The sequence below is a fragment of the Natronospira elongata genome (assembly GCF_034931365.1).
Taxonomy (GTDB): Bacteria; Pseudomonadota; Gammaproteobacteria; order Natronospirales; family Natronospiraceae; genus Natronospira; species Natronospira elongata.
Genome location: NZ_JAYGII010000019.1, coordinates 50,900 through 57,337, shown reverse-complemented (window position 1 = coordinate 57,337; position 6,438 = coordinate 50,900). Strand labels below are relative to the sequence as shown.

Sequence of the window (6,438 nt, the reverse complement as noted above, 5' to 3'; positions counted from 1 at the left end):
TCGCGGCTAAAGCCGCTCCCACAGCCGACCAGCAGCTAGCCTCTCGCACTCAGCACTCAGCACTTCAACCCTGCCTCTCATGGGCAATCGCCCGATGCCCGATATCCCGGCGGTAATAGACATCATCCCACTCAATCTTGTCCGCCAGGGCATAGGCTCGGTCGCGGGCATCGGCAATGGTGTCACCCAGAGCGGTGGCACAGAGAACGCGACCACCGGCGGTAACCACTCGGCCGTCCTTGTCGGCGGTGCCGGCATGGAAAACCTTTTCCATTCCATCTTCCTGCTGGGGTAGACCCTTGATCACATCGCCCTTGCGATACTCGCCGGGATAACCGCCCGCGGCCATGACAACGCCCACGGCGGCGCGATCGTCCCAACGGGCCTCGACATCGGCCAGGTCACGGTCCAGGGCTTCCAGGCACAGTTTGGCCAGATCCGAGCGCAGACGCATGAGAATGGGCTGGGTCTCGGGATCGCCAAAGCGGCAATTGAACTCCAGCACCTTGGGGCTGCCATCCGAGGCAATCATCAGGCCGGCATAGAGAAAGCCGGTATAGGGATTGCCGTCCTGGGCCATGCCCGACACGGTGGGGCGGATAACCTCGTCCATGATCCGCTGCTCGATTTCGGGCGTCACCAGGGGGGCCGGGGAGACCGCACCCATGCCACCGGTGTTGGGGCCGGTGTCACCATCGTCCCGGGCCTTGTGATCCTGGGAGGTGGCCAGGGGCAGAATATGTTCGCCGTCGGCCATGACGATGAAGGAGGCTTCCTCGCCTTCCAGAAACTCTTCAACCACTACCCGGTGGCCTGCATCGCCAAAGGCATTGCCTTCCAGCATGTCGTGGACGGCGGCAACCGCTTCTTCCACGGTCTGGGCAACCACAACGCCCTTGCCGGCGGCGAGGCCATCGGCCTTGACCACGATGGGGGCGCCACGCTCACGGATCCAGGCTTCGGCCTGCCTGGGGTCGGTGAAACTGTCGTAGGCGGCGGTGGGGATGCCGTGGCGGGCCATGAAGCGCTTGGAAAAGGCCTTGGAGCCTTCCAGCTGGGCCGCGCCCCGGTTGGGGCCAAAGCAGCGCAGATGATTCTCGCGGAAACGATCAACAATCCCTTCCACCAGCGGTGCTTCCGGACCCACGACGGTCAGCTCGATGGATTCGCGCAGGGCAAACTCCAGCAGCCCGTCGATATCGGTCGCCTGCAGTGGCAGATTGCTGATTCGGGGTTCCCTTGCGGTGCCGGCATTGCCCGGTGCGACGAAAACCTGATCCACCTCGGCGGAATGAGCCAGCTTCCAGGCCAGGGCATGTTCCCGGCCACCACCACCAACGACGAGTATTTTCATGATTCTTGCCTTCGGAGAACTTGGGGGTTAATTCACGGTTTTCGGATTCTATCATCCGGCTACGAGCTACGAGCTACGAGCTACGAGCTACGAGCTACGAGCTACGAGCTACGAGCCACGAGCTAGCCGTGCCTGCTCACCGTCCGTTGCTCGAAGCTCGTAGCTCAAAACTCAATGCCGGAAATGCCGCATGCCGGTGAAGACCATGGCGATGCCGTGCTCGTCGGCTGCGGCGATGACTTCATCGTCACGGCGGGAGCCGCCCGGCTGGATGACTGCCTTGACGCCGCGCTCTGCGGCGGCGTCGATACCGTCGCGGAAGGGGAAGAAGGCATCAGAAGCCATGGCGGCGCCGGTCAGTGACAGCCCGGCCTGTTCGGCCTTGATGGCGGCGATTCGGGCACTGTCCACCCGGCTCATCTGGCCGGCACCAATGCCCAGGGTGCGTCCCTCGCCTGCGTAGACGATGGCATTGGACTTGACGAAGCGGGCCACCTTCCAGGCGAACATCAGCTTTTCAAGCTCAGCCGCCTCGGGCTGGCGACGGGTGGGGAACTGAAGCTGATCCGGGCTGACAATGTCCACATCACGATCCTGGACCAGCAGGCCGCCGGCCACACGGCGATAGTCGTGCTGGCGAAGTGGTGCTTCCGGCCATTGGCCGCAGGCCATTACCCGGACATTCTTCTTGCCGGACAGGGCTTCAAGAGCATCGGCCTGGAAGCTGGGGGCAATGATGACTTCCAGGAACTGGCGGTCAACGATGGCCTGAGCGGTGGGCCCGTCCACTTCCCGGTTGAAGGCAATGATGCCGCCGAAGGCGGAGGTGGAATCGGTGGCGAAGGCGGCGTCGTAAGCCGCGACCAGATCCTGACCCTCGGCCACGCCACAGGGATTGCCATGCTTGACGATGACACAGGCGGGTTGCTCGAAGCTCTTGACGCATTCAAGGGCAGCGTCGGCATCGGCTACATTGTTGTAGGACAGGGGTTTGCCCTGGTGCTGCACGGCCGTGGTGATGGTGCCGGCCGGGGCGCGAAGGTCGGCATAGAAAGCAGCGGCCTGGTGGGGGTTTTCGCCGTAGCGCATATCGGCACGCTTGCGAAAGCTTGCCGCGTACTGATTGGGAAAGACCGGGGCGCGATCACCCTGCTCAAAGCGTTCAAGTGCGGCCGTCACGGCGGTGTCATAACGCGCGGTGTAGCCATAGGCCTGGATGGCCAGACGGAATCGGGTCTCGGCGCTGACCGTTCCCTGCTGCGCGTCAAGCTCCCGGCTGAGGGCATCGTAATCACCGGGGTTTACTACCACGGTTACTCGATCATGGTTCTTGGCGGCGGCGCGAATCATGGCCGGACCGCCGATATCAATGTTCTCGATGGCCTCTTCGAGGCTGCAGTCGGGCTTGGCCACGGTTCGCTCGAAGGGATAGAGGTTCACCACCAGCAGGTCGATGGCTTCAATGCCGTGCTCGGCCATCACCGCTTCATCCTGATCCCGTCGGCCGAGCAGGGCGCCGTGGATCTTGGGATGCAGGGTCTTGACTCGGCCACCCATGATTTCCGGAAAGCCGGTGACCTCGGCCACATCGGTCACAGGCAGGCCTTCTTCGCGCAACATGGCGGCAGTGCCACCAGTGGAAAGCAGTTCAACACCGTGACTGTGCAGGGTTCTGGCCAGATCGGCCACGCCGGACTTGTCGGAAACGCTAATGAGTGCCCGCTTTATGCTTTGCATGTTCATGGTCTGTTGCTGATGGCCCGGGGACGGGCGCTGTGATTGACACAAACCACCGGGACCCACGCCAGGGCGGGTCGGTTGGCGGTCAGGCTTGCGGCTGTCGTCGATTCAGTCGATCAGCCCGTGGGTTCGAAGCTTCTTGCGCAGAGTCGTCCGGTTGATGCCCAGTATCTCGGCAGCCCGCGACTGGTTGCCATCGGTGTAGCTGAGGACACGCCGCAAGAGCGGCTGTTCCACCTGCTGCATCACCATGGCATAGAGATCGTTGGGCGCGGTCCCGTCAAGGTCCTGGAAATAGCGTTCCAGAGCCTGATCAATCGCTTGACAGAGGGGAGCTGATTTATTCTCCCGGCTACCATTCAACACTGCTTTACCTTCGCTGTTGCCCCCATGGCCAGTCAGCCCGTCGATCGAATGATCCGGGGCTTCCTTGACGGCCAGTCCTCGAATGCTCATGCGGCGACTACCTCCCTTGCTTGTTCACCAGCGGATTGCCAGTGTCCACCGGCCAGCCAGGCTTCAGTCAGCGCCAGCTGTTCCCTTGCCGATGACAGACGAACCACTTGCTTTCTCCAGCTTTCCCCGTCGGGCCGGGTTCTGGAATACCAGCCCAAATGCTTGCGTGCGATGCGTACACCCGTGAATTCACCGTAAAACCGGTAAAGGTTTTCCAGATGTTCCAGCATGATTGCGCGGATCTCTTCCGTGTCGGGCGGAGGCAGCTTTCTGCCCGTTTCCAGATAGTGCACGATTTCGCGGAAGATCCAGGGGCGCCCCTGGGCAGCGCGACCTATCATGATGCCGTCTGCGCCAGTAAAGTCCAGTACTTCTTGAGCTCGCTCGGGAGAGTCGATATCCCCATTGGCGATGATCGGAATCGAAACCGCAGCCTTGACCGCGCGAACGGTTTCGAACTCCGCCTCTCCGCGATACATATCCACTCGCGTGCGGCCATGCAGAGCCAGTGCCTGAATCCCTGATTGCTCCGCAATCTGCGCAATGCGAAGGGCATTGCGATTGGATGGGGCTGGCCCTGTGCGGGTTTTCAGGGTCACCGGCACCGAGACGGCGGTCGACACGGCTTCCAGAATTCGGCCCACCAGTGCTTCGTCGGCCAGCAGGGCGGAGCCTGCCATGCGGTTGCAGACCTTCTTGGCCGGGCAGCCCATGTTGATGTCGATGATCTGTGCACCCTGGTCCACATTGAAGCGGGCCGCTTCGGCCAGTTGCTCGGGATCGGCGCCGGCAATCTGGACAATGATGGGTGCCCCCTCGCCGTCATGATTCATCCGCTGGCGAGTCTTGCGGCTGCTACGCAGGCTGGGGTCGGCGGTGACCATCTCTGATGGCGCAAAGCCTGCCCCCAGCCGTTTGCAGAGCTGACGGAAGGGCCGGTCGGTGACCCCCGCCATGGGCGCCAGCGCAACATTGTTGGGCATTTGGACCGGGCCAATGCGCAGCATGGGGTCAAGTCCTCAGGGCATGCAGTCATGCCGGCTTGCGGTGAGGGGAAGGGGGGGATTCTAGCGTTTTCGAGCGCCCCTGTCAGTGCCGATAGCTGGCGGCACCGCCCCGCTGGTGGCGACAGAGATAGGCCCCGTCTTCCTCCCAGCAGGCTTCCAGGTGAAAGCCCACCGCATCGTCTCCCGGGTCCAGCAGTTCCAACCGCAAAGCCAGTCTCGCGCCAGCCGCGATGGTGTCTTCCACCTCGGTTCCATGGACCCATTGCTCGGGCTGGAAGAAGCCCTGACCGCGACTCATTCCCCAGTGGTCCTCCAGGCGAACATAGATCGCCGGCAAGGGTTGTGCTTCGTCACTGGTGTTCTCCACCACCGCGGTGAGTCGCAGCACACCCGGGCGGTCGCTGCTGCCGGCGATGTCGGCGCGATGGATCTCCAGGGCAGCCAGGTCCCGGGGGACCGTCACTGGCTGGCCGATGGCCTCATAGGCTGCGGAGACGGGGTCACCAAGGATTCCGTGTTCACTCCAGTAGTCCCGTTCCAGGTGGATCATCTGCATTCCCAGCAGCAGGAGTAGCGTTACGCAGCCGAAGGTCCACAGCAGTGGGCGACCGGGGGCTTGAGGGCTGCTTTCCTCGGGCGCCATCCAGTCGGGAAGTGTTTCCTCGACGGCAGGCTCTTGCTTGTCTTCGATGTCGCCGGCGTCGTCACGGGCCGGAGTATCCGTTTCAAGGTCGTTGCCGCTGCTTTCAAACAGATCCTGGGTTTCGGGGGCAGTGGCCTGGGCCGGTTTCTCCGTGGCCTCGGTTTCCCCATCCGGCAGGTCATGCTGCAAGCGGCTGAGGGCATTGAAAGTGGTGGTACACAGTGAACAGCGTACTTCACCCTCGGCCGCCCGAAGGTGGTCGGTGCGTACCCGAAAATAACTTCCACATTGGGGGCACTGGGTGAACATCAGCCGGCCTTAGCTTCCTGGGAATCGCGGTCTTCGTCGTCCAAGTCTACGCTTTTCGGCCGTGGAGCAGGACCCATTCTTCCTGGCGTTCGAATTCCAGGTCGGGAAAGTCTGGGCGATAGGCCGCGGCGACGTCCTCGGCCTGTTCCTGCAGAATGCCGGTCAGGGCGATCCGACCGCCGGACGGCAGCAGGCCCGCTAGTCTCGGTGCCAGCTCAATCAGCGGGTTGGCCAGGATGTTGGCTACCACCAGGTCCACCTTGAGCGCTGGACAGCTTTCCGGATCATGAACGCTGAGCCTGTCGGCGACGCCGTTGGCGCGGGCATTTTCCAGCGTGGCCTGAAGTGCCTGCGGGTCGTTGTCCACGGCAATGATCTCCGTCGCGCCCAGGCGGGCGGCACTCACCGCCAGAATCCCGGAGCCACTGCCATAATCCATCACCCGGTCTCCGTCACCCACGGTATCGGCCAGCCAGGCCAGGCACATGGCAGTCGTGGGATGGGTGCCGGTTCCAAAGGCCAGGCCGGGCGGGATGCGCACCACGGTGGCGGTATCGGGGATGTCTGATTCCTGTTCGCCGGGGCTGATCCAGAAATCATCACGGATGCGCTGCGGCCGGGCATGCTGGGACCAGACCAGGCTCCAGTCCCGGTCCTCCAGCACTTCGACTTCCCAGTTTGGCTGTTCATTGCCGGGCCATGCCGCAAGCAGGGCCTCGCCCAGTGTCTGGCCACCCCGCTCGGCGGGGAACAGACCCGAAACCAGGGTCTGCTGCCAGAGCGGGGTTTCACCCACGCCGGGTTCCAGCAGGGGTTCGTCGCCGGCGTCTTCCAGCATGACGGCCTGGGCACCCAGCTCTTCCAGGATTTCCTCTACCTGTTCCGCCGGCAATTCCGCCGTGCCGACGATCAGTTTGAGCCAGTTCATG

General features: G+C 62.9%; 6 protein-coding genes. All 6 read right to left on the bottom strand.

Annotated elements, in window-relative coordinates; genetic code table 11:
- Nucleotides 1–64 precede the first annotated feature (64 nt).
- The 6 genes from purD to prmA all read right to left on the bottom strand — a co-directional run bounded on the left by purD (nucleotide 65) and on the right by prmA (nucleotide 6,437).
- The gene (gene purD, locus VCB98_RS09540; RefSeq protein ID WP_346052020.1) at nucleotides 65–1,354 is read right to left on the bottom strand and encodes a phosphoribosylamine--glycine ligase; all 1,290 of its coding nucleotides are present in this window, start codon (nucleotides 1,352–1,354) and stop codon (nucleotides 65–67) included.
- 171 nt (nucleotides 1,355–1,525) lie between these two features.
- Complete coding sequence (gene purH / locus VCB98_RS09535) at nucleotides 1,526–3,091, bottom strand: bifunctional phosphoribosylaminoimidazolecarboxamide formyltransferase/IMP cyclohydrolase (protein ID WP_346052023.1); 1,566 nt, start codon at nucleotides 3,089–3,091, stop codon at nucleotides 1,526–1,528.
- 111 nt (nucleotides 3,092–3,202) lie between these two features.
- On the bottom strand, nucleotides 3,203–3,550 hold the full coding sequence (gene fis / locus VCB98_RS09530) for a DNA-binding transcriptional regulator Fis (protein ID WP_346052019.1): 348 nt from the start codon (nucleotides 3,548–3,550) through the stop codon (nucleotides 3,203–3,205).
- Complete coding sequence (gene dusB / locus VCB98_RS09525; RefSeq protein WP_346052018.1) at nucleotides 3,547–4,557, bottom strand: tRNA dihydrouridine synthase DusB; 1,011 nt, start codon at nucleotides 4,555–4,557, stop codon at nucleotides 3,547–3,549. Before dusB ends, fis begins: the two co-directional genes overlap by 4 nt.
- An 82-nt stretch (nucleotides 4,558–4,639) precedes the next feature.
- Complete coding sequence (locus VCB98_RS09520) at nucleotides 4,640–5,509, bottom strand: zinc-ribbon and DUF3426 domain-containing protein (protein ID WP_346052017.1); 870 nt, start codon at nucleotides 5,507–5,509, stop codon at nucleotides 4,640–4,642.
- Nucleotides 5,510–5,555: 46 nt separating this feature from the next.
- On the bottom strand, nucleotides 5,556–6,437 hold the full coding sequence (prmA, locus tag VCB98_RS09515) for a 50S ribosomal protein L11 methyltransferase (RefSeq protein ID WP_346052016.1): 882 nt from the start codon (nucleotides 6,435–6,437) through the stop codon (nucleotides 5,556–5,558).
- Nucleotide 6,438: the final 1 nt, after the last annotated feature.

Excerpts from the sequence above, each read along its gene's own strand:
- purD (WP_346052020.1), bottom strand. The coding sequence starts at position 1,354 with ATGAAAATACTCGTCGTTGGTGGTGGTGGCCGGGAACATGCCCTGGCC.
- purH (WP_346052023.1), bottom strand. The coding sequence starts at position 3,091 with ATGCAAAGCATAAAGCGGGCACTCATTAGCGTTTCCGACAAGTCCGGC.
- fis (WP_346052019.1), bottom strand. The coding sequence starts at position 3,550 with ATGAGCATTCGAGGACTGGCCGTCAAGGAAGCCCCGGATCATTCGATC.
- dusB (WP_346052018.1), bottom strand. The coding sequence starts at position 4,557 with ATGCTGCGCATTGGCCCGGTCCAAATGCCCAACAATGTTGCGCTGGCG.
- VCB98_RS09520 (WP_346052017.1), bottom strand. The coding sequence starts at position 5,509 with ATGTTCACCCAGTGCCCCCAATGTGGAAGTTATTTTCGGGTACGCACC.
- prmA (WP_346052016.1), bottom strand. The coding sequence starts at position 6,437 with ATGAACTGGCTCAAACTGATCGTCGGCACGGCGGAATTGCCGGCGGAA.